The 25,388-nt window shown below is 72.3% G+C and carries 20 protein-coding genes; 14 read left to right on the top strand and 6 right to left on the bottom strand.

The features are described from left to right. Positions 1 to 32: 32 nt before the first annotated feature. The gene (locus ACFYXU_RS36130) at positions 33 to 251 is read right to left on the bottom strand and encodes an MbtH family NRPS accessory protein (protein WP_361404770.1); all 219 of its coding nucleotides are present in this window, start codon (positions 249 to 251) and stop codon (positions 33 to 35) included. Continuing rightward, positions 248 to 2,020, bottom strand: a complete 1,773-nt coding sequence (locus ACFYXU_RS36125; protein WP_389461896.1) for a non-ribosomal peptide synthetase — start codon at positions 2,018 to 2,020, stop codon at positions 248 to 250. The genes ACFYXU_RS36130 and ACFYXU_RS36125 overlap by 4 nt, the downstream gene beginning before the upstream one ends. A 231-nt stretch (positions 2,021 to 2,251) precedes the next feature. On the opposite strand from ACFYXU_RS36125, the gene ACFYXU_RS36120 reads away from it, so the two are divergent. The 11 genes from ACFYXU_RS36120 (at position 2,252) to ACFYXU_RS36070 (ending at position 15,265) form a co-directional block, all read left to right on the top strand. Then, a complete protein-coding gene (locus ACFYXU_RS36120) occupies positions 2,252 to 3,550 on the top strand; it encodes an acyltransferase family protein (RefSeq protein WP_389461894.1) in 1,299 nt (432 codons plus the stop codon). 186 nt (positions 3,551 to 3,736) lie between these two features. After that, a complete protein-coding gene (locus ACFYXU_RS36115; protein ID WP_361404779.1) occupies positions 3,737 to 4,525 on the top strand; it encodes an alpha/beta hydrolase in 789 nt (262 codons plus the stop codon). A 212-nt stretch (positions 4,526 to 4,737) separates the two neighbouring features. Beyond that, positions 4,738 to 6,846 carry an MMPL family transporter gene (locus ACFYXU_RS36110; protein ID WP_389461892.1) on the top strand — a complete coding sequence of 703 codons (2,109 nt, stop codon included), beginning with the start codon at positions 4,738 to 4,740 and terminating at the stop codon, positions 6,844 to 6,846. A gap of 176 nt (positions 6,847 to 7,022) precedes the next feature. Continuing rightward, entirely contained in the window at positions 7,023 to 8,027 is a 1,005-nt protein-coding gene (locus tag ACFYXU_RS36105) for a methyltransferase (RefSeq protein ID WP_389462062.1), read from the top strand. Continuing rightward, on the top strand, positions 8,024 to 9,268 hold the full coding sequence (locus ACFYXU_RS36100) for a cytochrome P450 (protein WP_389461890.1): 1,245 nt from the start codon (positions 8,024 to 8,026) through the stop codon (positions 9,266 to 9,268). The genes ACFYXU_RS36105 and ACFYXU_RS36100 overlap by 4 nt, the downstream gene beginning before the upstream one ends. 177 nt (positions 9,269 to 9,445) lie before the next feature. Beyond that, complete coding sequence (locus tag ACFYXU_RS36095; RefSeq protein ID WP_361404787.1) at positions 9,446 to 10,117, top strand: flavodoxin family protein; 672 nt, start codon at positions 9,446 to 9,448, stop codon at positions 10,115 to 10,117. Further along, positions 10,114 to 11,553 carry a phenylacetate--CoA ligase family protein gene (locus tag ACFYXU_RS36090; RefSeq protein ID WP_389461888.1) on the top strand — a complete coding sequence of 480 codons (1,440 nt, stop codon included), beginning with the start codon at positions 10,114 to 10,116 and terminating at the stop codon, positions 11,551 to 11,553. Before ACFYXU_RS36095 ends, ACFYXU_RS36090 begins: the two co-directional genes overlap by 4 nt. 16 nt (positions 11,554 to 11,569) lie before the next feature. Next, on the top strand, positions 11,570 to 13,048 hold the full coding sequence (locus ACFYXU_RS36085; RefSeq protein WP_389461886.1) for an anthranilate synthase component I family protein: 1,479 nt from the start codon (positions 11,570 to 11,572) through the stop codon (positions 13,046 to 13,048). Beyond that, the gene (locus ACFYXU_RS36080) at positions 13,045 to 13,689 is read left to right on the top strand and encodes an anthranilate synthase component II (protein WP_389461883.1); all 645 of its coding nucleotides are present in this window, start codon (positions 13,045 to 13,047) and stop codon (positions 13,687 to 13,689) included. Before ACFYXU_RS36085 ends, ACFYXU_RS36080 begins: the two co-directional genes overlap by 4 nt. A 93-nt stretch (positions 13,690 to 13,782) precedes the next feature. Further along, a complete protein-coding gene (locus ACFYXU_RS36075; protein ID WP_389461881.1) occupies positions 13,783 to 15,090 on the top strand; it encodes a phenylacetate--CoA ligase family protein in 1,308 nt (435 codons plus the stop codon). Next, positions 15,062 to 15,265 carry a DUF6052 family protein gene (locus ACFYXU_RS36070; protein WP_361404801.1) on the top strand — a complete coding sequence of 68 codons (204 nt, stop codon included), beginning with the start codon at positions 15,062 to 15,064 and terminating at the stop codon, positions 15,263 to 15,265. The genes ACFYXU_RS36075 and ACFYXU_RS36070 overlap by 29 nt, the downstream gene beginning before the upstream one ends. Before the next feature lie 68 nt (positions 15,266 to 15,333). On the opposite strand, the gene ACFYXU_RS36065 is transcribed toward ACFYXU_RS36070, so the two are convergent. After that, positions 15,334 to 16,746, bottom strand: a complete 1,413-nt coding sequence (locus tag ACFYXU_RS36065) for an extracellular solute-binding protein (protein WP_389461879.1) — start codon at positions 16,744 to 16,746, stop codon at positions 15,334 to 15,336. 48 nt (positions 16,747 to 16,794) lie between these two features. After that, positions 16,795 to 17,964, bottom strand: coding sequence for an epoxide hydrolase family protein (locus tag ACFYXU_RS36060; RefSeq protein ID WP_361404807.1), 1,170 nt, complete (start codon positions 17,962 to 17,964; stop codon positions 16,795 to 16,797). Positions 17,965 to 18,243: 279 nt separating this feature from the next. Here ACFYXU_RS36060 and ACFYXU_RS36055 point away from each other — a divergent pair, with 279 nt between their 5' ends. Both ACFYXU_RS36055 and ACFYXU_RS36050 read left to right on the top strand, forming a co-directional pair. Next, positions 18,244 to 19,779 carry a methyltransferase domain-containing protein gene (locus ACFYXU_RS36055; RefSeq protein WP_389461876.1) on the top strand — a complete coding sequence of 512 codons (1,536 nt, stop codon included), beginning with the start codon at positions 18,244 to 18,246 and terminating at the stop codon, positions 19,777 to 19,779. 25 nt (positions 19,780 to 19,804) lie between these two features. After that, entirely contained in the window at positions 19,805 to 21,190 is a 1,386-nt protein-coding gene (locus ACFYXU_RS36050) for an FAD-binding oxidoreductase (protein WP_389461874.1), read from the top strand. Between the two features lie 189 nt (positions 21,191 to 21,379). Here ACFYXU_RS36050 and ACFYXU_RS36045 read toward each other — a convergent pair whose 3' ends face one another. Continuing rightward, positions 21,380 to 21,829 carry an enediyne antibiotic chromoprotein gene (locus ACFYXU_RS36045; protein WP_389461872.1) on the bottom strand — a complete coding sequence of 150 codons (450 nt, stop codon included), beginning with the start codon at positions 21,827 to 21,829 and terminating at the stop codon, positions 21,380 to 21,382. A gap of 282 nt (positions 21,830 to 22,111) precedes the next feature. Between ACFYXU_RS36045 and ACFYXU_RS36040 the strand changes: the two genes are divergently transcribed. Further along, positions 22,112 to 23,686, top strand: a complete 1,575-nt coding sequence (locus ACFYXU_RS36040; protein ID WP_389461870.1) for an MFS transporter — start codon at positions 22,112 to 22,114, stop codon at positions 23,684 to 23,686. A gap of 70 nt (positions 23,687 to 23,756) precedes the next feature. Here ACFYXU_RS36040 and cmdF read toward each other — a convergent pair whose 3' ends face one another. Then, positions 23,757 to 25,370, bottom strand: a complete 1,614-nt coding sequence (cmdF, locus tag ACFYXU_RS36035; protein ID WP_389461868.1) for a tyrosine 2,3-aminomutase — start codon at positions 25,368 to 25,370, stop codon at positions 23,757 to 23,759. Between the last annotated feature and the right edge of the window lie 18 nt (positions 25,371 to 25,388).

The raw sequence follows: 25,388 nt of genomic DNA, 5'->3' as shown, positions 1-25,388 counted from the left end.
GTGACGGGTCCTTTCGGTGATGGCTGAGGGGGTCAGGCCGCGGAGGCCGGAAGGGGAGCGAAACGGCCCGGGCTGGGGGACCGGCGGATGAAGTCCAGGCACTCGCTGCGCACGGCGGGGCCGTGCGCGATGGGCCAGCCCACCGGGGTGTCGTAGACCCCGGGCCACAGGGTGTGCGTGCCCAGCTGGTTGACGAGGACGAGATAGGGGCGTGGCGGAGCTCCGTAGTTGCCCGCGTCGTCCGGGTTCATCGGGCCGCTCCCGCCGGCGCGAGCTCCTGGAGGCGGCCGTCGAGCTCGGCGACCGTCGGATGGTTCAGCACGTCGCCGACCGAGATGTCGAACCCGAGCTCGGCCTCGATGCGGGAGGCGAGACGCATGGCTTGCAGCGACTGCCCGCCGAGTGCGAAGAAGCTGTCGTCGACGCCCACACCGGGGACGCCGAGCACCCGGGCGAACAGCGCGCACAGGGTGTCCTGGCGCCCGGTGCGGGAAGGGGCACCGGCCCCGGAGCCGGACGCGGCGGGATCGGGCAGCGCCACCCGGTCCAGCTTCCCGTTCGCGGTCAGCGGCAGCTCGGAGAGCTCCACGAACGCCGCGGGCACCATGTAGTCGGGCAGCACCGCCAGGACGGCCGCCCGCAGCTCCGCCGGGTCCGGAGCGGGCGTCTTGGGCACGATGTAGGCGAGGAGGCGCTTCTCGCCGCCCTCCTGCTCCCGCGCCACGACGGCGGCGTGGGCCACGCCCGGCTGACGCGCCAGCACGTGTTCCACCTCGCCGGGCTCCACCCGGTAGCCGCGGATCTTCACCTGGTCACCGACGCGGCCGGCGAACTCGAGGAGTCCTCCGGTGCCGCGGCGCATGAGGTCTCCGGTGCGGTACAGCCGGGAACCGGGCACGCCCGGCTCCTCGACGAAGCGCTCGGCGGTCAGGTCGGGCCGGCCGTGGTAGCCGAGCGCGAGCCGCTCGCCCGCGATGTACAGCTCACCCACCTCGCCGTCCGGCACCGGCCGCAGGTCCTCGTCGAGCAGCCGCGCGTCGACGGTGTCCATCGGGCGGCCGACCGGGATCGCTCCGGCCGGTTCGAAGGGCGCGGTGAGCGTGGCGTACGCGGCGAAGGACGACAGCTCGGTGGCGCCGTACATCGCTCGGACGGTCAGGCCGGGGCAGGCGTCGAGGACGCGCCGCACGGCCGTCGGGGAGATCACGTCACCGCCGGTGAGGACCTCCCGGACCGTCGCGAAGCTGTCCGGCGCCTCCTCGGCGAAGAGGCGGAACAGGCCGGCGGTCACGTGCAGGCCGGTGATGCCCTCCCGCACGATCAGCTCGCGCACGGTGCGCACGTCCAGGTCACCGGCGGGCGGCAGTACGATCCGGCCGCCGCGCAGCAGCGGCACCCAGACCTCGTACGTGGAGACGCCGAAGGCGTACGGCGCGAGGGCCAGGACCCTGCTGTGCGCGTCCCCGTCCCAGCAGGAGTCGTCGGCCAGGCCCAGGATGCCGCGGTGCGAGACCGCGACGCCCTTCGGCTCGCCGGTCGAACCTGAGGTGTACATGACGTATGCCGTCGCGTCGGGTCCGGTCGTCACGCCGACGTCCGCGGTGCGGGCCACCGCCGTACCCCGGCCGATGGCGGGGAAGCGGACGGCGCTCGTGCGGGGCAGGCCGCGCTGGTGCATCGCCGGATCCGCGAGCAGCAGCGGGGACCCGGCGCGGTCCAGGATCTGCTGCATCCGCTCCAGCGGGTAGGCGTCGTGCAGCGGCAGGTAGAAGGCACCGGCCTTGAGCGCGGCCAGCATCGAGACCACGACGTCGGGAGACCGCTCCATGAGGATCGCGACCGGGTCCCCGGGCCGCACACCGGCCTGCAGCAGGCCGCGCGCGAACCGGTTGGCCCGCTGGTCCAGCTGACGGTAGGTCAGGGTGACGTCGCCCGACGACACCGCCACCGCGTCCGGCGTCCGGCGCGCCTGCTCGGCGAAGCGCGCGTGAATCGAGGTGGAGACCAAGGTGTTGTCCAATCGCTCGTCCCTGCCGACTCGCAGCCCGCACGGAACGGTCAGGTCTGCCGGAACGCTCACACAGCCCGCTCGGGCCCTGCATCTCTTGGATTGCCGTCGTGCCGCCGCCCCGTCCCGGACCCGTACCCGCCCCACGGGCGCGTTCCCGAACACCGCACGGCAGGAGATGGCGCGGGATTTGAGCCACGCCCATCCTGAACGAGCCACCGAGACGTAGAGGAGCTCTCCGCAGTGAATTCCAAGCGGGCCGCGGCACCGGCCCACCAGACCCAGAGAGTCGGGGGACTCGACGGTGTCCGCGCACTGTGCGCCCTCGGGGTGGCGGGCGTGCACACGTCCTTCGCCGCCGGCGTCATGGGCGCCTACGTCATGCCGCCGGGCAACGAGGCACTCGCCACCCTGCTGGCCGGCCTGAGGCCGCTCGCCCTCGGCCCGTTCTTCGTCCTGTCCGGGATGCTGCTCTACAAGCCGTTCGCCCGCTGGACCCTCAGCGGCAGCAAGCGCCCGCAGATCGGACCCTTCCTCGCCAAGCGCCTCGCCCGGCTGTGGCCGGCCTACGTCCTGCTCGCCCTCGTCTGCGTCTTCCTGCTCAACTTCGACGCCGTCGACGGACCCTGGTACGTGCTGCGGCCGATCCTGATGCTCCAGGTCTACGACTACACGTGGATCGCCGGCATGGACCCGGCCTGGACCGTACCGGCCGAGATGCAGTACTACCTCGCCCTACCGCTGCTCGCCGCGCTGATGCACTGGCTGGCCAAGGGCGTCAGCGACCCGGTGCGCAAGGCCCGCCGCATGATGATCCCCCTCGTGCTCATCACGGTGGGCTCCGCGGTGTGGACGTACTACATCCACCGCCCGGCGATGGGCATGTACCCGCAGGAGTACTGGTGGCCGCTGGCCGTGGGCGGCGCCTTCGCCCTCGGCATGGCGATGGCCGTCCTCCACGTCCTCGCGGAGATCAGGCCGGACCACAAGCCCGCGCTGTACCGGATCGCCGGTGACCACCCGCTCCTGTTCTGGATCGGCGCCCTGGCCATCTACGCATTCAACTGCTCCCAGCCGTTCGGCCGCCCCGGCTACGGCGACTACGAGGGCGTCGGCCTGGCCCTGACCCAGTACTTCCTGCTGCTGGCCTTCTCCTACCTGACGGTCATGCCGCTGTCGATTCCCGGCTCCAAGTCCCGGGTCGTCGACGCGATCGTCGCCAACCCGGTCTCGCGCTACCTCGGCCGGATCTCCTACGGCATCTACCTCTGGCACTTCGCGATCATGTACTTCTGGTTCGAGACGGGCAGCGTGTTCGGCACCCAGCCGGCCCTGATGAACCAGCTCCGCGGCACGATCGGCTTCCCCGAGCTGATGACGGCGGTGCTCGTCGGCAGCATCCTCGCGGCGACCGCCAGCCACTACCTCGTCGAGCGTCCGATCGTGAACGCCGTCGGCCGGTGGGCCACCCGCAAGGAGCGTGCCGCTGCCGCGGCCGGTACTCCGTCGCAGGACTCCTACACGGTCGCCGGACCGCGCTGACCTGCGCGACCTCCCGGTGACGGAGCCCGAAGGCCCTGGCGGCCTTCGGGCTCTTCGTGCGTGCGCCGCCCGGACGGAGCAATTCCGAAGATGCGCCCGCCGTCCCGCCGTCCGCAGGCTGGACCCGGCACACCCCACACCCCATCGGATCTCCGCCCGACCGCGGACCCGAATCCCAGGAGAACAATGAACACGGTTCAGTCCGCCGACGGCACCACGATCGCCTACGACCGCTCCGGTGAGGGGGAGCCGCTCATCCTCATCGGCGGTTCCTTCAGCGAGCGCGCCCACCCGGTCATGACGCAGCTGGCCGGAGAACTCGCCCCCCACTTCACGGTCTACAACTACGACCGGCGCGGCCGCGGCGACAGCGGCGACACCGCCGAGTACGCGGTGGAGAACGAGATCGAGGACCTCGCCGCGCTGATCGCCGAGGCCGGTGGCTCCGCGAAGGTGTTCGGCATGTCGGTCGGCGGCGCCCTGGCGCTGAAGGCCGCGGCCGCCGGCCTGAACATCACGCAGATCGCCCTCTACGACCCGCCGTACGTCGTCGACGAGACCGGCCCGCGCCCGCCGGCCGACTTCACCGAGAAGCTCGCCGAGCTCAGCGCGACGGACAAGCGCGGTGAGGCCGTCGAGTTCTTCATGGTCGAGGGCATGGGCGCGCCGGCCGAGGCCGTCGCCGGCATGAGGTTCGCCCCCTTCTGGGCGGGTCTGGAGGCCCTGGCGCACACGCTGCCGTACGACACCACCATCCTGGGCAAGGACTTCGCGCTCCCGTCCGAGGAACTGAACTCGGTCACGATCCCGGTGCACGTCGTCCACGCCGGTGAAGCCGAAGCGTGGCTGCACGCCTCGGCCAAGGCGGTCGAGGAGACCGTCCCGGGCGCCTCGCGCCACACGCTGGCCGGTCAGGGCATCGCCGTCGACCCGGCCGTCCTCGCGCCCGAACTGAAGGACTTCTTCGCCAACTGAGGCACCAAGCCCGGTACGGGGCCCGGCCCAGGGCCGGGAACACATCCGGACAGCGCCCGTGGAGCACGGCTCCACGGGCGCTCACGCGCGCGCCGAAGTGCGCAATCCCGAAGATGCCCGCGCGGTTGAACACCCGCCACGATGGACCGTCCCCCGCCGCGCGGCCGCTCCGCGTGAGGCAGCGGAACGTCCCCCCCCGAAGGAGATCCCCCATGCGAGCATGGCTCGAGCGAGGCGCCGCCGTGCCCGGCGGACGCCGCGGAAAATGGCTCGTCCTCGCGATCTGGCTGGTCGCGGTCATGGCGCTCGGCGCACTGGCCGGAAAGCTAGGCGAGGTCCAGGACACCAGTGCCAACGCGTTCCTGCCGCGCGGTGCCGAATCCGCCCGCGTCAACACGGAGCTGGAGAAGTTCCGCACCGACGAACTGATGCCGGCCGTCGTCGTCTACAGCGGTCAGGAGGCCCTCGGCGACGCCGCCCGCGCGAAGGTCGAGGCCGACCGCACCGCCTTCGCCAAGCTCGCTGCCCACGGCGAGCAGGTGTCGCCCGCGATCGCCTCCGAGGACCGCAAGGCCCTCATGGTCGTCGTGCCGCTGCTCGGCGAGGAGCAGGCCGACGTCGCCGACACGATCGACAGGATGCGCGACGTCGCGGACGCGAACGCGCCCCCGGGGCTCGACACCCAGGTCGGCGGCCCCGCCGCCTCCATCGCCGACGCCTTCACCGTCTTCGGCACCCTCGACGGCACCCTGATGATGGCCACCGGACTGATCGTCGTCGTCCTGCTGCTGCTCACCTACCGCAGCCCCGTCCTGTGGCTGTTCCCCACGCTCGCCGTCGCCTTCGCCTCGGTGCTGACCCAGGCCGGCACCTACCTGTTCGCGAAGTACGCGGGCCTCCCGGTCGATCCGCAGAGCTCCGGCGTCCTGATGGTGCTCGTCTTCGGCGTGGGAACGGACTACGCGCTGCTGCTCATCGCGCGCTACCGCGAGGAACTGCACCGCCACGAGGACCGCCACGAGGCCATGAAGGCCGCCCTGCGCCGCTCCGGCCCGGCGATCCTCGCCTCCGCCGGCACCGTCGCCGTCGGCCTCGCCTGCCTCGGCTTCGCCACCATCAACTCCTCCCGGTCCATGGGTCTGGTCGGCGTCATCGGCGTTCTCTGCGGCTTCCTCGCGATGATCACGGTCCTGCCGGCGCTGCTCGTCATCGCGGGGCGCTGGGTCTTCTGGCCGCTCGTGCCGCGCCACGGCGCCGCCGTTCGTGCCTCCCGCCCGTTCTGGGAGCGCGTCGGCAAGTCTGTCGCCGCCCGCCCCCGCCGTTCGTGGATCGCGTCCCTGGCCGTCACCGGCGCTCTCGCGCTGTGCTCCTTCGGCCTCGACATGGGCCTGAGCCAGGGCGACTGGTTCCAGACCAAGCCGGAGTCGGTCGTCGCCCAGGAGAAGCTCTCGGCACACTTCCCGTCGGGCGCCGCCGACCCGGCGACGATCATCGTGAAGACCGTGGACGCGGACGAGACCGCCCGGGCCGCCAAGGCCACGAAGGGCGTCGTCGACGTCAAGACCGCCGGCACGACTCCGAACGGCGAACTCACCCGGCTCTCCGCCGTCCTGGAGGGGACCCCCGACAGCGACGCGGCCAAGCACACGGTCGAGGCCCTGCGCGAGAAGACCGACGCGCTCGTCGGCGGCACCGCGGCCCAGGCCCTGGACAAGGAGACCGCCACCGCCCGGGACCTCAAGGTCGTGGTCCCGCTCGTCCTGCTCGTCGTCCTGCTGGTCCTCATCTGGCTGCTGCGGTCGCTCGTCGCCCCGCTCGTCCTGCTGGCCACGGTCGTCGTGTCGTACTTCGCGGCGCTCGGCACCTCGAACCTCATCTTCGAGAACCTCATGGACTACCCCGGCGTCGACTGGTCGATCCCGCTCCTGGGCTTCGTCTTCCTCGTCGCGCTCGGCATCGACTACAACATCTTCCTCATGCACCGCGTGAAGGAGGAGGCGGCGGTCCACGGCCACGCCAAGGGTGTCCTGAGCGGTCTCGTCAGCACCGGCGGTGTGATCACCTCCGCCGGTCTGGTGCTGGCCGCGACCTTCGCCGTCTTCGCCGCGCTGCCCCTGGTCGCCATGGCGCAGATGGGCTTCGTCGTCTGCATCGGCGTCCTCATCGACACGTTCCTGGTCCGCACGGTCATGGTGCCGGCCCTCGCCCTCGAACTCGGCCCGCGCTTCTGGGCGCCGGGCCCGCTGTCCAGGGCCGGCGCGTCCGGCCCGGCCGCGGAGCCGTCCGAAGCCGTGAAGGAGCGCGCCCTCGAGAACGCGTGACGCCCCGTCGCCCGTCCGGCGCCGCCGTCGTCCCCCGCCCGGGGACGACGGCGGCGCCGTCTCGTCGCCGAAGCAGGCCAGCAGCGCAACGAGGGAGATGGGACGCACGGGCCCATACGCCACGATGAAGGACGCGGGCTCGCCAGGAGCCCCCTGACGAGGGAGTACACGCCGTGCTGGGTGACGAGGACGGTTCGGCCGCCAAGCTGTGGACCATGGCGGGCCTGGGCACGCCGATGGCGATACGGACGGCGGCGACGCTGCGCGTCGCCGACCACATCGCCGGGGGCCGCCGCACCGCGGAGGAGCTCGCGGAGACCGTCGGCGCACACGCCGGAGCACTCGACAGGCTGCTGCGGTACCTCGCCGTCCGGGGCGTGCTCGACGTCGACGACGCCGGACGCTACGCGCTGACACCGCTGGGCGAACCGCTGCGCGAGGACCACCCCGCCGGGATCCGTGCCTGGTTCGACACCGAGGGCGCCGGCCGCGGAGAGCTGTCCTTCGTCGAACTGCCGCACAGCGTCCGCACCGGCGAGGCCGCCTTCCCGGTCCGCTACGGACGCGAGTACTGGGAGGACCTGACCGCGGACGCCGACCGCGCGGCCTCCTTCAACCAGCTCCTCGGCGCAGACGTGGCCGTGCGCGCCCCCGGGGTGGTGTCCGGGTTCGACTGGGCCTCCCTGGGCCACGTCGTCGACGTCGGCGGCGGCAACGGCTCCCTGCTGGCCGAGCTGCTGAAGGCGAACCCGGCGCTGCGCGGCACCGTCGTGGACCTCCCCGACGCCGTGCGGGCCGCCAAGGAGCGGTTCGCCGACGAGGAGCTCGGTGACCGGGCCGACGCCGTGGCCGGAAGCTTCTTCGACGCGCTGCCCGCGGGCGCGGGCGGGTACGTCCTCTCGCTGGTCCTGCACGACTGGGACGACGAGGCCGCCACCGCCATCCTGAGGCGCTGCGCCGAGGCCGCCGGGGACGGCGGCTCGGTCCTCGTCATCGAGTCGATCGGCGCGGGCGGCGAGGCGCCGCACACCGGGATGGACCTGCGCATGCTCTGCGTCTACGGGGCCAAGGAGCGCGGCGTCGCCGAGTTCTCCGCGCTGGCCGCCTCGGCGGAACTCCGGGTCGCGGCGGTGCACCCCGCCGGGCCCTCGGCGATCATCGAGCTCACCGCCGCCCGATGAGCCGTCCCGCCGCCACCGGCACGATGACCGTGCGGGAGGCGTTCGCCGGGCTGGGCACGGCCCAAGGACGCCAGGACCCGTATCCGCTGTACGAGGCGATCCGGTCCCACGGCGGCGCGGCCTGGCTGAAGCCGGGCCGGCTCGTCGTCACCGGCTACGAGGAGTGCGACCGCGCGCTGCGGGACACCCGGCTGCACGTCCAGGACGCCGCGGGCTACGACGCGACCTCGCCCGGCTGGCGGGACCACTCCTCGCTGCGCGCCTTCACCAGCTCGATGCTCTACAGCAATCCGCCGGACCACACCCGGCTGCGAGCGGTGGCCGGATTCGCCTTCACCCCGCCGAAGATCCGCCGGCTCCGCGCGGTCGTCGAGGAGATGGCCGACCGGCTCCTGGACCGCATGGCCCGTCTCGGCGCCGACGGATCGCCCGTGGACCTCATCGCCGAGTACGCCTCCCGCCTCCCGGTCGCTGTCATCAGCACCATGCTCGGCTTCCCGGAGGAGGACCAGGTCTGGTTCCGGGACATGGCCTCGACCGTCGCCGTCTCCACGGACGGCTTCGGCGACCCCGCCGCCCTGGAACGGGCCGACCGGGCGATGGACGACATGACGGCGTACTTCACCGACCTCGTCGACCGGCGCCGCCGCGACCCGCGCGACGACCTCGTCACCCTGCTCACCCGGACCCACGACGACGACCCGCGCCGTCTCGGCCACGACGAGCTGATGGGCACGCTGATGGTGCTGCTCACCGCCGGCTTCGAGACGACGAGCTTCCTCATCGGCCACGGCGCGATGCTCGCCATGGAGCAGACCTCCCTCGCCGGACGGCTCCGCATCGAGCCGGACTTCGCTCCGGCCTACGTCGAGGAGATCCTCCGCTTCGAGCCGCCCGTCCACGTCACCAGCCGCTGGGCCGCCGCCGACACCGAGCTGCTCGGCACCCCGGTCCCCGCCGGCAGCAGGCTGACCCTGGTCCTCGCCGCCGCCAACCGCGATCCGCGGCGCTTCGCCGACCCCGCCCGCTTCGACCCGGACCGCCCCGACAACCGGCCCCTGAGCTTCGGCGCCGGCGGCCACTTCTGCCTGGGCGCTCCCCTGGCCCGTCTGGAGGCCTCGCTCGCGCTGCCCCGGCTGTTCGCCCGGTTCCCGGGCCTGACCGCGACCGAGCCGCCCGTCTACCGCGACCGCTGGGTCGTCCGGGGCCTCGACACTTTCCCCGTCGCGGTCGCCGCCTGAGGAGGGGACGCCAGTACCAGGTTCCGGCCCGCAGATCCATCAAGCACTTACGAAGATGCTTCGATCGGCGGCGAGACATGACGATTTAGGGGAGTCAACGGGCCGAGAGAGCGGCTGGGGAACGCGCCGCGCCGGCCCCGGTGGCGTCGGCCGGATCCTTCCCTAAGGAGACACCTCGTGACAGCACGTCTGAAGATCCTCGCCATCAACGGGTCGGAACGCGAAGGCAACACCGCCGACGTCCTCCGGCACGCCGCCGAGACCGCCGAGCAGCGCGGTGTCGAGTTCGAGGTCGTCGACCTGCGCAACACCTGGATGGAGCGCTGCGGGCCCTGCGGCGACTGCAACGACCGCACGATCGCCTGCGAGCTCGGCGACGGAGTGGCCGGCGTCGTGCAGAAGATGATCGAGGCGGACGGCATAGTCTTCGCCGCCCCCGTGCACGGCTTCGGCGCCGCGAGCCTCATGCAGACGTTCATCGAACGCGCCGGCGTCGGCTACCTGCGCTTCGACCGGCCGCTGAGCAACAAGGTCGCCGGGATCATCTCCGTCGCCCGCCGCTACAGCGCCGGCGAGGTGTGGGCCCAGCTCACCGTCAACGCCCTGCTCAACCGGATGATCGTGGTCGGCAGCGGGTTCCCCGCCACGGTGCACGCGCTGCACCGGGGCGACGCGCTCAAGGACGACGAGGGCATCAAGAACGTCACGCGCATGATCGACCGCATGGTCGACATGATCCAGCTGCTCGACGAGCACCGTCGGCTCACCGGCCGGGACGACCTGCTGCCCTCCGGAGACGTCAACGAGCGCGTCGGGCTCGCCCTCAACGAGACGACGGTGCCGGCGTGACCACGGCACCGGTCGCCCCCGCCCGCGACCGTCGGGCTCCGCACGACGACTTCATCGGCGCGTACGAGGAGGTCAGCCACGCCTTCTACGACTCCACCCTGACCGACGCCGAACTGGCCCGCTGGCGCGGCGAGACGCTGACCGGCGTCCTTCGCCACGTCACCGAACGCTCGCCGTTCTACCGCCGCCACCTGGCGGGAGCGGACATCGAGGCCGTCACCCCCGGGGACCTGTCGTCGCTGCCGTTCACCACCAAGGACGACCTGCGCCGCGAGATGTACGACGTCCTGTCGGGCCCGCTGTCCGAGGCGAGCATCTACTACGAGACCAACGGGACTACGGGCGCCGCCACGCCCTGCCCGCGCGGCGCCAAGGACATCGTGACCTCCAACGCCGCCGTCGAGGAGTCCTGGCGGCGCATGTTCCACGCCCACTTCGGCGACCGGATGCCGGTCGTCGGCCTCATGGGTCCCTCGGAGCTGTACGCCTTCGGCGACGTGTTCACCGCCGTCGCCGGCTCCCTGGGCGCCTGCCACGTCAAGATCTGGCCCGAGTCGCCCCGGGTGGGCTTCCGCAAGGCGCTGCGTCTGATCGAGGAGCTCGGCGTCGAGGTCGTCGTGTGCGCGCCCGCGCTGTGCCTGAGCCTGGCCAAGGCCGCGCTGCACTACGGCTACGACCTCGCCGAACTGCCCTTGAAGCTGTTCCTCGTGCTCGGCGAGATCTGCACCCCGGAGTTCGCCGCCAACGTCTCGACCGTGTGGCCGCACGCCGTGGTCCGACCCGCGCTGTACGGCTCCCAGGAGGCGCTGTGCATCGCCACTGGCGCCGACAACGGCCGCCTCCACCTCTCGGTGCCCAACTACCTGGCCGAGGTGATCGACCCTGAGACCGGAGCCGTCCTCGGTGACACCGGCGAGGGCGAACTCGCCCTGACCATGCTGGTCGACGGCATCAAGCCGCTGATCCGCTACCGCACCGGCGACCTGGTCCGCATCACCCCCGCGCCGCCGGGCTCGCCGCTGCCCGGACCGGTCGTTGACGTCGTCGGCCGGGTCGCCGACCGGATACCGCTGGGCGGAGCGCTGCTCTACCCCGGAGAGCTGGAGGCCGCGATCCTCGACGGCGTACACGGCTGCCTCGGCTACCAGGTCGTCGTCGACCGGTCCGCCGACGGCGCCGACGAGATCACCGTCCGCATGGACCTGCTGCCCGGCTCCGCCGACCCCGACGCCACCGGCACGGCCGTGGCCGCGCGCCTGAGCGCGCTCACCGGAGCCGTCGTCCGTGTCGTCGTCGACAGCGCACTCGACCCGGTGACCCACACCGGCTCCTTCGTGAGCTGGAAGGCGGCCCGCGTGCTCGACCTGCGCTCGGGCCCCGACAGCGCGGTCGAGACCGCCCGGCAGGTCGCGCACCGCTACGCGATCACCACCTGAGCCCGAAGGACCCCCGATGACCGACCCGCGCCCGGCACCGGCCGCGATCCGAGTGACCACCCGGACGCACGCGCTGCCCCCGGTGGCGATGCTGCCCGCCTACCGCGCCCTGACCGCACGCTTCGGACCCGACGAGGTCTACCTGCTCGAATCCGCCGGCGGACCGGTCCGCGACCGCCGCTACCAGGTCGTGGGCTTCGGCGCCCTGCTGTCCGTGGCGGTCACCGACGGCGTCGTCCGCGTCGACGGCGTCCCCGCGCTGCGCGCACCCCTGCTGGAACGGATCCGCCCGCTGCTCACCGAGGATGCCGACGGCACCCTCCGGCTGCGGACCTTCACGGACCTCTGGCCGCTGCTGCGCGCCACCCGCGGACTGTTCGACGCCGAGGGATCGCCGACCCACTTCCGGTTCGGGTTCCTCGGCTACTTCGGCTACGACACCGTCCGCTACGTGGAGGAACTGCCGTACCTCATCGAGCAGCGGCCCGACCTGCCCGACGTGCAGCTCGTCCTCCACCAGGGCTGCGTCGTCCGCGACCTCGCCGACGGAAGCACCGAACTCCTGCTCCACGAGTCCGAAGCATGGCCCGCCCTGACGGCACCGGAGATCACGGCCGTCCTGGAGCGCGCCGAGGAGACCCACCCCGAGTCCCGCGCGGACGCCATCCCCGAGTCGGCCGTCAGCGACGACACCGACCCCGAGGCCTTCGGCCGCGACGTCGAACGCTGCCTGGAGCACATCGCGGTCGGCGACATCTACCAGGTGCAGATCGGCCACGAGCTGACCATGCGTTCCGCCGCCGACCCCGTCGACGTCTACCAGCGGCTGCGCCGCCGCAACGCCTCCCCGTACATGTACCTGGCGAGCGTCGGCGGCCAGTGCGTCATCGGCGCGAGCCCGGAGCTGTTCGTCCGCATCGAGGAGGGAGCCGTCACCATGCGGCCCATCGCCGGGACGCTGCCGCGCACCGGCGACGACGAGGAAGCGGCCCGGCGGCTGAGCTCCGACCCCAAGGAGATCGCCGAGCACACCATGCTCGTGGACCTGTGCCGCAACGACATCGGCCGGATCGCGCGCGCGGACACCCTCGCCGTGCCGGACGAGTTCGTCGTCGAGCGGTACTCGCACGTCCTGCACCTCGTCTCGACCGTCACCGGCGAGGCGGAACCCGGCAAGGACGCGTTCGACGCCGTCGCCGCGCTGTTCCCCGCCGGCACCATGACCGGCACGCCCAAGATCCGGGCCATGGAGATCATCGAGTCCCTGGAGCACAGCCGCCGCGGCCTGTACGCCGGCGCGCTGGGTCTGATCGACGTCGGCGGCTACACCAACCTCGCCCTGTGCATCCGCACCCTCTTCCACCACGACGGCGTCTACCGCACCCGCGCCTCCGCCGGAATCGTCGCCGACTCCGAACCGGCGAGCGAGTGGCGCGAGACGCTGGCCAAGATGAGTGCCGCTCACTGGGCGGTCACCGGTAAGGAGCTGTTGTGACGCCCTTCCCCGCCGACGCGGCCGCCGCGCGGCCCCGCGTCCTGGTGGTCGACGCCTTCGACAGCTTCGTCGACATCCTCCGGCAGTACCTCATGTCGGCGGGGGCCGATCCGGTGATGGTGCGCTCCAACGCCCTGCGGCCGGCGGACATCCCCTCCTCAGGCGCCGACGCGATCCTGCTCGGTCCCGGCCCCGGCCACCCGGACGAGTCCGGCCACGTCGAGATCGTGCGGGCCTTCGCCGGCCTCCTCCCGCTGCTCGGGGTCTGCCTCGGCCACCAGGCCATCGGCCGCGCGTACGGGGCTCAGGTCGTCCCCGCGCGCCGGCTGATGCACGGCAAGGCCAGCCCGATCGACCACGACGGACGCGGCCTGTTCACCGGGCTGCCCGCCGGCTTCTCCGCGACCCGCTACCACTCCCTGATCGTGCCGGAGACCACGGTCCCGGACTGCCTGGAGATCACGGCGCGGTCCGCCGACGACGGCTACGTGATGGGCCTGCGCCACCGGACCCTGCCCGTCGAGGCCGTCCAGTTCCACCCGGAGAGCTTCCGCACCGACCACGGGATGCGCATCGTCTCCAACTTCCTCGAAGGCGTCAGGCTGTTCTCCGCCGCGGCCCCTCCCGCCCGGGCGGCCTGACCGGCGGGCGAAAGACCGCACGCGCCGAGATGCGCCGCCGGCGCCGACCGTGATGGGCTCGTCGGCGTCGGCGTCGCGCACCACGGAGGCGTAGTGGAGTACTGGAACGGCACAGCGGAGACCATGCCCCGGGAGGAGCTGGAGCGGTGGCAGTGGCGCAGGCTGAGCCGCGCCATGGACCACGCCCGGCAGCACTCGCCCTTCTGGGCGGAGCGGATCCCGGACGGCATCACCTCGATGGCCGCGTACACGGAACGGATGCCGCTGCTGTACAAGGCGGACCTGCTCGCCTCGCAGCAAGCGGCACCGCCGTACGGGACGTGGCCCTCGCTCGACCCGGCGTACGGCGTGCGCCACCACCAGACCAGCGGCACCAGCGGCAACCCCCCGGTCCGCACGTTCGACACCGAACGCGACTGGAAGTGGATCACCGACACCTTCTGCACGGCCCTGTACGCCAACGGCGTGCGCGCACACCACAAGGCCCTGGTGTCCTTCGGCTACAGCCTGTTCGCCGGGTTCTGGGGCATGCACTACGCCCTGGAGCGCATGGGGTGCACCGTCGTCCCCGCGGGCAGCCTCGACTCCAGGACGGTGGTCCGGCTGCTCGTCGACCTCCGCATCGAGGTCCTCGGCCTCACCCCGAGCTATGCCATGCGGCTCATCGAGACCGCCGGTGAGATGGGTGTCGACCTCGCCCGCGACGCCAACGTCAAGGTCATGCTGGCCGGCGCGGAACCGCGCTCCGACTTCACGACCCGCACCATCGAACAGGCCTTCGGCGCGCGCGTCTTCAACGCCGCGGGGACCACCGAGTTCGGCGGGGTCTTCATGTTCGAATGCCCCACGCGGCGCGGTGCCTGCCACATCAACGAGCCGACGGTCATCGAGGAGGTGCTCCACCCCGAGACCAAGGAGCCGGTCGGCTACGGCGAGGAGGGCGTCCGCGTCACCACCGGCCTGTACCGCGAGGGCATGCAGCTCTTCCGCCACTGGACCGAGGACATCGTCGTCAAGCGGCCGCACACCGACTGCGAGTGCGGCCGGACCTGGGACTTCCTAGACGGCGGCATCCTGCGCCGCTACGACGACATGCGGAAGATCCGCGGAGTGTCCGTCACCCCGGTGATGATCGAGGACGTGCTGCGCGGATTCGCCGAGGTCGCCGAGTTCCGCTCGTCCATCCGCACGGTCCGCGGACTCGACACCATCCACGTCCAGGCTGAGGCTGCCGGCGTCACCGGCGAGGCCGCGACGGCGCTGTGCGCGCGCGTCACCGAGGAGTTCAAGCGCGAGATCGGCATCCGGCCCCAGGTCGAACTCGTCCCCACGGGCAGCCTGCCCCGAACGAAATGGAAGGCGGCACGGCTTCATGACGAACGACAGCTCGCTCACGCCTGAGCAGCGCGACCGGCTCCTGGGGGGCTACCGCGCCCTGCTTGACCTGGCCGGGGACTGCCGTGTCCCGGCGGTCTCCGCCGCCCTGCGCGGCGCCCTCGCCGAACTGCGCGTCGCCCTCGACGGGCAGGCGGTGGAGCTGGAGGACTACTACCGGCCGGTCGGCACGAGGACCTGAGCCGCGGGCGGCGCACGGCGAAGGGGGGCGGGACCGATCGGTCCCGCCCCCCTTCCGTACGCCGTCGGCTACTCCTTCGAGGCGCCCTTGACCGCGTCCTCCAGCTGGGCGCCGGTGTAGGCCTCCGCGTCGCGGAAGTACTCCACCCGCAGGCTCTCGGGCCTGCGCACGCCGTTTTCGACGCGGTCCTTCTCGTACGCGTCGAGCAGCGCCTGGGCCTCGGCCGTGGCCTCGGCGAACCGCTCCGCGGGCACGTCGCCGCGGCTCAGCACGTCGTCCATGGCCCGGGTCATGACGTCCTGGGCGCCGGCGAAGTCGCCGAACAGCGCTCCGCGGCACGGCGGCACGCCTTCGCCCTGACCCTCGTCGAACGAGCCGAGCTGGGCGCTCGCCAGACGGTGGTACGGGTTGGCCTCGAACCAGCCCTCGTCCTCCAGCAGACGGTAGGACGAGCGGGTGACCGGGACGAAGCTGCTGGCGATGTGCCGGTCGGCGGCGTTCCGCGGGTTGTTGAGGAACTGCATGAAGGCCAGCGCGCCGTCCTGCGTGACCTCGTCGAGGCCGTCGGCCAGCCACAACGAGGTGCCCGCGACGATGTTGCCGCCGTAGGGCACGCCCTCGCGCGGCGGGAAGCGGCCGACGGACAACTCGAAGCCGGCGTTCTCGGCCGCCATCGCCATGTAGTTGAGGTCGTTGGACGAGGTGACGCGGATCGCCACGTCCTGGTCGGCGAAGGCCTTGATGTTGCCCTCCCAGTCCGGGATCTTCCCTGTGTAGAGGTAGTGGCCCTTGCGGTGCAGCTCGCGCCACCACTCCGCCCAGGTCAGCATCGCCTCCGAGGACAGGTCCAGGCGGGTCGCCCGGCCCTCACGGCCGTTGGCGTTGTCGGCCAGCTCACCGCCCTGCACCGCGAGCGCCTGCTGGAAGAACAGGCCGTGGTTGGCCCAGGTGACACCGTGCGACGGGCCGCCCTCCGTGGCGGCGACGGCCTCGCAGGCCGCCTCGATCTCGGCCCAGGTCGTGGGCAGGGAGGTGACCCCGGCCTTGTCCAGCGCCGTCTTGTTGCCGTAGACCAGCATGGCGGTGACCACCGCCGGCATCGAGGCGAGGTCGCCGTCCACCGAGTAGTACTCGCGCACCGACGGGATGAGGTCGTCGAGGACGACCGGCTCGCCGAGGATCTCGGTACGGTCCCCGATCGCCTTCTGCACCGAGGTGAATAGCGGCTTCCCGTCGCGGGTGCGGGAGTCCCGCGCCGCCTGGGTGACCGCGAAGTAGTACTCCGCGACGGCCGGCGGACGGCCCGCGTCGGCGGCCTCGGCGATCTGCTGCGACAGCAGCCGGAAGTCACGGCCCTCGATGTTGATCTCGTACTCGGGGTGCGCCTTCTCGAACTCCGCCCCCAGCCGGTGGAGCCGGTCCATGTAGCCGGGGAACGTCAGGTCGGCCACCCAGACGTCGATCACGGTCTTGGCCGTCATGCCATGCCTCATCTCTCTCGTGAAGTGCGAACGGTTCGGCGACGCGCGTCAGGCGGCGACGGCGACGGGACGGAGCGTCCGCGCGAAGGCGCGGATGTCCCCGGTCAGCGCGGCCGGCTGCTCCAGGGCGGCGAAGTGACCGCCCCGCTCGAACTCGGTCCAGTGCGTGATGTTCGGGTGGTCGCGGTCGGCGAAGCGGCGGATCGGCACGAAGATGTCGTCCGGGAACACCGCGACGCCGACGGGCACCGTCACCGGCGGCGGCACGGCGCCGCTCGCGGCGGCCCGGACGCCGGCGGCACCCTCGTAGTAGAACTGTGCCGACGAACCGGCGGTCGCCGTCAGCCAGTAGATCGTGACGTTGGTGAGGAGCCGGTCGCGGTCGACCGCGTCCTCCGGCAGGTCCGTCGCGCCGGTCCAGTCGAGGAACTTCTCGACGATCCAGGCGAGCTGGCCGACAGGGGAGTCGGTGAGCCCGTACGCGAGGGTCTGCGGGCGGGTCTGCTGGAGCTTCATGTAGCCGGAGAGCTCCGCGTCGAACCGGGCGAGCTTGCCCAGGCGCGCCTGGTCGCGCTCGTCCAGGCCCTCGAACTCGGCGGGGTCCCCGGACGGGAAGGTCATCAGCATGTTCACGTGCACGCCCAGGACGTGCTCGGGGTCGATGCGGCCGAGCTCCAGGGAGATCACCGCGCCGGCGTCGCCGCCCTGCGCGACGTACTTCCCGTAGCCCAGGCGCGCCATGAGCTCGGCCCAGGCACGGGCGATCCGCGCGGTGTCCCAGCCGGTCTCGGTCAGCGTGGAGAAGCCGTAGCCAGGGATCGACGGGATCACCAGGTGGAAGGCCTCGGACGGATCGCCGCCGTGCGCGCGCGGGTCCGTCAGCGGCCCGATGACGTCCAGGAACTCGGCGACCGAGCCCGGCCAGCCGTGCGTGAGCAGGAGCGGGGTCGCGTCGGGCTCGGGGGAGGTGACGTGCAGGAAGTGCACCTGGGCGCCGTCGATCTCCTCGACGAACTGCGGGTGCGCGTTCAGCTGGGCCTCGGCCGCCCGCCAGTCGAAGGAGGTGCGCCAGTACGCGGCGAGCTCCTTGAGGTAGCCGACCGGAACACCCCGGTCCCAGCCGACGCCGGGCAGCTCGTCCGGCCAGCGCGTCGCGTCGAGGCGGCGGTGCAGGTCGTCGAGCTGGGCCTGCGGGATGTCGATGCGGAAGGGGTGCATGAGGCGCTCCGGAGAAGGCTGACCGCCGTGGCGGGTCATCGGTCGAAGGGGGGCGGGCTCGCGGAGGCCGGGACCCGTCCCGGAACACCCGGAGCGCCCAGCCGTATCGTCCGCCGCCGCCGAAACCGCACGCATCTTGCGGATTGCTCCACCTGCGCCCCGGACGCCGGGCGGGCCAGAAGGGCAGTCAGGAAGATGCGTCGGTCTCCCGGCCGCTGGCAGCGTGACGGTCGCGCGTGGCGCCGGCGACCGCCGCACAGAACCTGGAAGGACACGGAGATGAACGTTTCCACCGCCCCTGCTGCCGTCGGCCTCGCCGACGCCTTCGTCGGGGCCGCGCCCGACGGCGTGGCCGGGGAGTTCCGCGCGCTGGTGGACGCCCTGTGGGAGGACGGCACGGCGAACGGGCAGGCCCTCGCCGCCGTCCCCGCGCTCGTCGCGGCCCTGGAGCGGGCCGGTACCGACCGCAAGGGCCACCTGGCCGTCCTCCTCGGCCTGCTGGCCGAGACGGAGTACCCCGACCTCGACGGCCCGCTCGCCGGAGCCGTCCGCGGACACCTCGACACCTACCTCGAGCTGCTCGGCATCCCCGGCATCGGTACGCCGCTCACCCTCGCCCTGCTCTACCTGCTCGCGCACTTCCCCGGCGAGCGCGAGCGGATCCTCGGCGCGGTCACCGGGCTGGACCTGGAAGCCGAGGACCTCTCCCGCCTGGACCGAGCGCTGAGCACGCTCGACCCGGAGCGCCCCGACCTCGGCCGGGTGTGGCCCTCTCCCTCGGCGTGGACCCTGAACGAGGACGAGCGCGCCTTCGACCAGGCATGGATCAAGGAGCTGGCGCCCGAACAACTCGTGGCGAACTGGGAGAACGACACCCGTACCGTCCTCGGCTGCACCGGCGCCCGCGCCTATTGGGCGGTCTGCAACGGCGACCCCCGCAACCTGCCCGCCGCTCCGGTACCCGAGCGGCGCGAGGTCAGCGCCCCGGTCGCCGACGCCGCCCTGTTCGCCCCGCACCTCGGCGCACTGCGCTGCCCTTCCTGCCGGGGGCAGCTGGAGTCCCACGACGGTGTCGCGCGGTGCGGCGGCTGCCAGGCCCGCTACCCCGTCGCCGGCGGCATCCTCGACCTGACCGCCACGGCGGCCGAAGGGGACGACGCCGCGGCCGACTTCCTGGAGAAGCTGTCCCGCGTACCCAGCATGGGCCTCTTCTACGAAGCCGTGGCCCGCCCCGCCTTCCTGCGCGTCTCCGGTTCCGACTGGGGCGGCGCGGTGTCCCCCGAGGACGAGGACCGGTACATCGCCGAGCACGTACGGCCCGTCGACGGACCCGTCCTCGACCTGGGCGCCGGGGCCGGCCGATGGACCGCCGTCATCGCCGAGACGGTCGGCGCCGAGCGGCTCATCGCCCTCGACGCGGCGCTCCCCATGCTCAACGTGCTGCGCGGGCGGCTGCCCGAGGTGCCCTCCGTCCTCGCCTCCGCCGCCGAACTGCCCTTCGAGGACGCCTCGCTGGGCGCTGTCGTCTGCTGGAACGCGCTCCAGGCCTTCTACGCCGACGCCGGCGCGGCGATCGCTGAGGTCGGCCGGGTCCTGCGGCCCGGCGGCACCTTCACGACGATGACGTTCCGCCGCTCCGACGACCCCGTATACCGCTACTTCCAGTCCGCCCACCGCTTCCCGCAGCACCAGGGCGGCCTCCAGCTCTTCGACCTCGACGACCTGAAGCGCTGGCTCGCGGACGCCGGTCTGACGATCCGCGAGGAGAGCGGCCCGGGGACCTTCGTGTTCCTGACGGCCGTGCGCGCGCACTGACCACAGACAAGGAAGAACCGCTGACATGAACCAGCACGACGTCCTCCAGGAGGCCTTCGCGGCGCCCGGCTCTCCGGAGTACGACGAGGCCACGGCCGTCTTCAACCTCGCCGCGCCGACGCGCCCCGACGAGGCCGTGACCGTCCGCACCGTCGACGAGGTCCGTGCCGCCGTGCGGGAGGCCGGCGTCCGGGACATGCCCGTACGTGTCCACACCACCGGTCACGCCTCCGGCGCGCGACCGCCCGTCGACCGCGGCCTGCTCATCCGCACCCGACTCGACGGCGGCGTCGAGATCGACGCCGGACGCCGCCTCGCCCGCGTTCCCGCCGGCACCACATGGGGAGAGGTCGTCGCAGCGGCAGCGCCGCACGGCCTGGCCGCCCCGCACGGATCGGCGGCCCACGTCGGCGTCGTCGGCTACCTGCTCGGCGGCGGCGTCAGCTTCTACGGCCGGTACACCGGACTCGCCGCCAACAGTGTGCGCGCGATCGAGCTCGTCACCGCCGACGGCGAGCCGGTCCGCACCGACGCCGAGAACGACCCCGAGCTCTTCCGGGCGCTGCGCGGCGGCGGCGGGGGCTTCGGCGTCGTCACCGCCGTCGAGATCGAGCTCTTCCCCGTCGCGAAGGTGATCACCGGCGCCACGTACTGGTCCGCGGACCACGCCGGTCCGCTGCTCGCCGCCTGGCGCGACTGGGCCCGCGACGCGCCGCGCACGGCGACGACCTCGCTGCGCGTGATGAACCTGCCGCCCGTCCCGGGAGTGCCGCCCGCCCTGGCGGCCGGCCCGGTGCTGTGCGTCGACGGCGCGGTGTTCGCGGCGACGCCCGACGAGGTGGTCGCGGCCGAACGCGCCGCCGAGGAACTGCTCGGACCGCTGCGCGCGCTCGCCGAACCGCTCCTCGACACCTGGGCGCTCACGGACGCCGCCGGCGTGCTCGACGCCCACATGGACCCGGCCGAACCCGTCCCGTTCATCGGCGACCACCTGCTGCTCGCGGAGCTCTCCGACGAGGCTGCGGAGGCGTTCCTCTCGGCCGTCGGCGAGGGCTCCGGATCGCCGCTGGTCGTCGCCACCCTCCGTCAGCTCGGCGGGGCGTTCGCGGACCCGGACCCGCGGGGCGGTGTGCTGAACCAGGTGGACGCGGCCTTCGCGTACATGGGGTCCGGCCCGCCCTTCGGGCCGGTCAGCGTCGAAGACCTCGAAACCCACTGCGCCACGGTGCGCGCCGCCCTTGAACCCTGGAACCCGGGAACCACCGTGCCCTCCCTGGTCGAAGGCGCCGACCGGCCGCAGCGCCATCTCGACGCGGACGCGGTGGCCGTCGTGGGCCGGGTCCGGGCGCGGATCGACCCGGGCGGCCGGTTCGCCGGGGACATCGCTCCCGGCGCGACCGCGGCGGGCTGAGTCCGGTCCCACCACGTCGCCGGACGGCGCGGCCCTCCCGGGGCCGCGCCGTCCGGCGTTTCCGTTCCCGGTGCCCGGCTCGGCGCCCTTCCGCTCCGGTCCGCGGCGGAACACGCCCGAGCCCCCGGCAGTCGGCTGGCGGCCGACGTACCGGGGGCTCCGGAGGGGTGACGTCCTCGCGGGACGGGCTTACTTGAAGGTGACCAGCTGGCCGCCGCCCTCGCCGGCGTCGCTGCCCAGGCCCACCTGGGTCTGGGTGGCCTTGGCGTCGACGGTGCCCCAGACGGTGCGGTCGGCGCCGACGACGGCCTGGAAGGAGCTGTGCACGACGATGGTCGTGTTGATCTTGCCCGACGCGTCGGACACGACGTCCTTCGCGGTGGCCGCGTCACAGCCGTACTTGCCCGGCTCCACGAACGCGCACTGACCCAGGTGGAAGACCGTGTTCGGGGTCAGACCCGAGGCGGTGACCGCGACCTGCTGACCGTCCGTGAGGGACGACGCCGGGGAGACCGACACGACCGGCGCGGTGGCGGCGGCCATCGCGGCGGAGGGCTGCAGGGTCAGGGCCAGACCGGCCGCGACGGCGGTGGCGGCGGCGACGCGGGTGGCGAGGGCGAGCTTGTTCTTGACGATCATTTCTTGACTCCATGTCAGGTGTGAGGGGAACTGCGGACGTCGGGGATCCGGCGTGCTTCCGTGGGGCCGTTTCCCCCTGTCCGACAACGACATTAGAAGTCGAAGATCATCGTCCGCATCTTCCAGGTTGCTTCATGAAACTCACTCCGGCGCCCCGTCAGGACGGCATTCTGCGAGATGCGTCTCCGGTTCCGGCCGGGAGACCCTCGGGGGTGGGCGCGCGCGGCCATGGGCAGAGGCGCGGAAGGCCCCTCCACACACGACGACGGGAAGAACAAGCACATGACTGCAGGCGGTGCTCCCAAGGCCGGGCGGAAGGAGTGGATCGGGCTTGGAATCCTCGCCCTTCCCACTCTGCTCGTGGCCCTTGACGTATTCGTACTCCTCCTCGCGCTGCCGCACCTGAGTGCGGACCTCGGCGCGAACAGCAACCAGCAGCTGTGGATCATGGACATCTACGGCTTCCTCGTCGCCGGATTCCTGGTCCCCATGGGAACCCTCGGCGACCGCATCGGCCGCCGCAAGCTGCTCCTGATCGGTGGCGCTGCCTTCGGAGCCGCCTCGCTGCTCGCCGCATTCGCCACCAGCCCGGGCATGCTGATCGCCGCCCGCGTGCTGCTGGGCATCGCCGGAGCGGCCATCAGCCCCTCCACCCTGGCCCTGATCTCCACGATGTTCCAGGACGCCAAGCAGCGCGCCGCCGCCATCGGCATGTGGGCCAGCTGCTTCACCCTCGGCGCCATCATCGGCCCGATGCTCGGCGGCGTCATGCTCGAGCACTTCTGGTGGGGCTCGCTCTTCCTCCTCGGCGTCCCGGTCATGGTCCTGCTCCTGATCGCCGGCCCCAAGGTGCTCCCCGAGTCCGCCAACCCCGAGGCCGGCCGCATCGACCTGCCGAGCGTCGCCCTCAACCTGGGCACCACCCTCCCGGTCATCTACGGGATCAAGGAGACCGCCCGCAACGGCTGGAGCCCGCTGTCCGCCGCCGCCATCGTCGTCGGCCTCGTCCTCGGCGTGCTCTTCGTCCGCCGCCAGCGCGCCCTGACGGCCCCGCTGCTCGACGTGACGCTCTTCCGGCACGGACGCTTCAGCGCCTCGCTGCTCGGCCTGCTCGCCTACAGCCTCATCGGCGGCACGGTCATGCTCCTCATGACCCAGTACTTCCAGGCCGCCCAGGGCATGACCCCGATCGAGGCCGGCCTCGGCCTGCTCCCGGGCATGGCCGCCGCGACCGTCTCCTTCATGGTCTGCCCGATCATCGCCCGCAAGATCCGCCCCGCGTACGTCATCGGCGCGGGCATCGCCGGCGTGGTCGCCGTCCTGCTCGTCTTCTCGCAGCTGAGCGCCGACAGCGGAACCGCCACCCTGATCGCCGGCTTCGCCGTCTTCTCCTTCTGCGGCGCACCGGTCGTCGCCCTCGGCACCAACATGGTCGTCGGCAGCGTCCCGCCGGAGAAGGCCGGTTCCGCCGGCGCGCTCTCCCAGATCAGCAACGAGTTCGGTTCCGCCCTCGGCGTCGCCACGCTCGGCACCCTGGGCCTGGCCGTCTACCGCGACCAGGTCGAGGGCACCGTCCCGGCGGACGTCCCGGCCGGCGCGGCCGAGGCCGCCCGTGACAGCGTCTCCGGCGCCGCCTCCGCCGCGCAGGGCCTGCCCCAGCAGCTCGCCGACACGCTGATGGAACCGGTCCGCGTCGCGTTCACCGGCGGCATCCACACCGTCGCCACGGTCAGCGCGATCCTGATCGCGGTCGCGGGCGCCTTCTTCGTCGCCCTGATGCGCCACGTCCCGCCGATCGGCCAGGAGGAGGCCCCCGCCGAGGCCGGGTCCTCCGACGACCAGGCCCTCGCGGCCTGACCCCGGCCCTGTACGCGGAGGAGCCCCCACCCGGCCGGGTGGGGGCTCCTCCGCGTACAGGGCCAGGGACTCAGCGCAGCTCGACGTCCGTGTACTTGGCGAGAGCGGTGAGGAACTCACCCCGCGACAGCGCCGCCGCGACGAGCTCGATGTCGTCGGCCATGTAGCGGTCGACGCCCAGGGCCGGCACCAAGGAGCGGACGGCGTCGTACGTCGCCTGGGAGGCGGGGCTCAGGTCCTCGTAGCGGCGCGACACGTCCACGGCCTGGGCGGCGGCGAGGAACTCCACGGCGAGGATGCGGTTGTTGTTCCCGAGCACCCGCCGAGCGTTGCGGCCGGCGATCAGGCCCATGCTGACGACGTCCTGGTTGTCCCCGTTGGACGGGACCGACTGGGTGGAGGCGGGGCCGATGGTGCGGTTCTCCGCGACCAGCGCCGTGGCCGGGTACTGGGCTCCGGCGAAACCGCAGTTCAGACCGGGGTCCGAGGCGACGAGGAACTCCGGGAGGCCGTAGCTGAGGTGCCGGTTCAGCATGCGGTTCAGCTGCCGCTCGGCGAGGACGCCGAGCTGGGTCAGGGCGATCGTCACGAAGTCCAGGACGAAGGCGATCGGCTGGCCGTGGAAGTTCGCGCCGTGGAAGATCTCCTTGCCCTCGAAGAACAGCGGGTTGTCGTTGGCGGAGTTGAGTTCGATCTCCAGCTTGTCCTGGGCGTGGTACAGGGTGTCGCGCACCGCGCCGAGGATCTGCGGGACGGCGCGCAGCGTGTAGGCCTTCTGGAGGTAGGTCTCGGTCCGCTGGACCTCCTTGCCCTCCTCCTTCACGTCCTGCACCTGACGGCGCAGCTCCGCGTGCTCGGCGATCAGGTTGCTGCCGGCCAGGAGCGCCCGCATGTTGGCGGCCGAGTCGATCTGGCCCCGGTGCGGCCGCGCCACGTCGTGGCCCTCGGCCCCGAAGGGACTGGCGGAGCCGCGCATCACGTCGTTGAGTAGGGCGGAGACCAGCTCGGCCTGCCGGGTCTGGGCCAGGGCGCGCTCCACGACGAGCGCACCGAGACCGGTCATCGCCGACGTGCCGTTGATGAGCGCGAGACCCTCCTTGAACCGCAGCTGGAGCGGCTCTATGCCGTGCTCGCGCAGGACCGTGGCCGTCTCCACCGGCCGGCCGTCGCGCAGCACGTAGCCCTCGCCGATCAGCGTGCTCGCGATGTGCGAGAGCGGGACGAGGTCGCCGCTCGCGCCCAGGGAGCCGATCTCGGGGATCGCCGGGATGATGCCCAGGTTCAGGTAGAGGGCGAGGCGCTCCAGGATCTCCGGGCGTACCGCGGAGTGACCCTTGGCGAGGGTGTTGAGGCGCGCCGCCACGATGGCCCTCGCCTCGTCCTCGGCGAACAGCGGCCCGACGCCGGAGCTGTGGCTGCGCACCAGGTTGGTCTGCAGCTCGACTTCCTTGGACTTGTCGACCTGCATGTAGATCATCTCGCCGTAACCGGTGGTCACGCCGTAGATCGGGACGTTCTGCTCCGCCAGGTCCTCCAGCATCGCCCGGCTGCGCAGCGTCTTGGCGACCGACTCGGGGGCCACGTCGGCGTGGGCCCCCTCCTCGGCGATGCGCCGGACGGCGTCGAGGGTGAGGGTCTGGCCGTCGAAGGAGACGGGGGCGGTGGCGGTCTCGACTGAGGTCAACGCTTTCACTCCAGGGCG

The sequence above is a fragment of the Streptomyces sp. NPDC002232 genome, from assembly GCF_042890295.1.
GTDB lineage: Bacteria > Actinomycetota > Actinomycetes > Streptomycetales > Streptomycetaceae > Streptomyces.
Note: the sequence above shows the minus strand (reverse complement) of the source record. Positions and strands in the feature narration are given on the sequence as shown.